This is a genomic window from Neisseria sp. P0021.S007 (assembly GCF_051956855.1).
Map to the genome: position 1 here is coordinate 1 of NZ_JBQCXA010000440.1, position 732 is coordinate 732.

The following is a 732-nucleotide window of genomic DNA, read 5'->3' on the forward strand; positions in this document are numbered from 1 at the left end:
GTATTGACCGTCGACAGCAATACCTTGACGGCCTATACCGACAAACCTGCACTTCTGATCGGTTATGCCCTGACTGACGGCGCAGCCGCACTGATCGAAGGCCAGCACTACACCATCAACGCGCTAACCGGCGAGATTGTGTATAAAACCAAACCGACCGCCCCGAAAATCAGTTACAGCTACGTAGACCCGACCAAAGTAACAGAGGCCGACATCATCGGTGCATATGTCGCGGCTACCGGACAGCGCACGGGCTTGGAGCTGCTCTCAGAAGGCTACAATCGCCAAGGCGCAGATGCCAAAATCATTATTGTGCCGAATTACGACAAAACGGCTACCGTCGCCGCCAAAATGATTACCGTGGCCGACAACCTGAATGCAATTGCCTATATCAACGCACCTGAAGGCACGACCTTGAGCAAAGCTCTCGAAGGCCGTGGGCCATTGGGTACGATTAATTTTCAGACATCAAGCGACCGTGCCGAGCTGTTTTTCCCGCATGTGATCGGTCTGCTGGGTATGGAATCACTGGCTACCCACGCTGCCGGTCTGCGCATGAAGACTGATGTTGAGCAGGGTTATTGGTTTAGCAAATCCAACCGCGAACTCTTGGGCGTAACCGGCGTGGAAATCGGTCTGACTGCTCGCGCCGACGACCCGCAGTCCGAAACCAACCGCCTCAATGAAAAAGGCATTACTACCGTCTTCAATAGCTATGGTACTGGGTATCGT

1 protein-coding gene is annotated in these 732 nt (G+C 53.7%); it reads left to right on the top strand.

Features of this window, described 5'->3' with window-relative positions; translation table 11 throughout:
* Positions 1 to 732 (top strand): phage tail sheath subtilisin-like domain-containing protein (locus tag ACTHUR_RS13875; protein WP_440399123.1); only part of this gene is annotated, 732 nt, incomplete at both ends.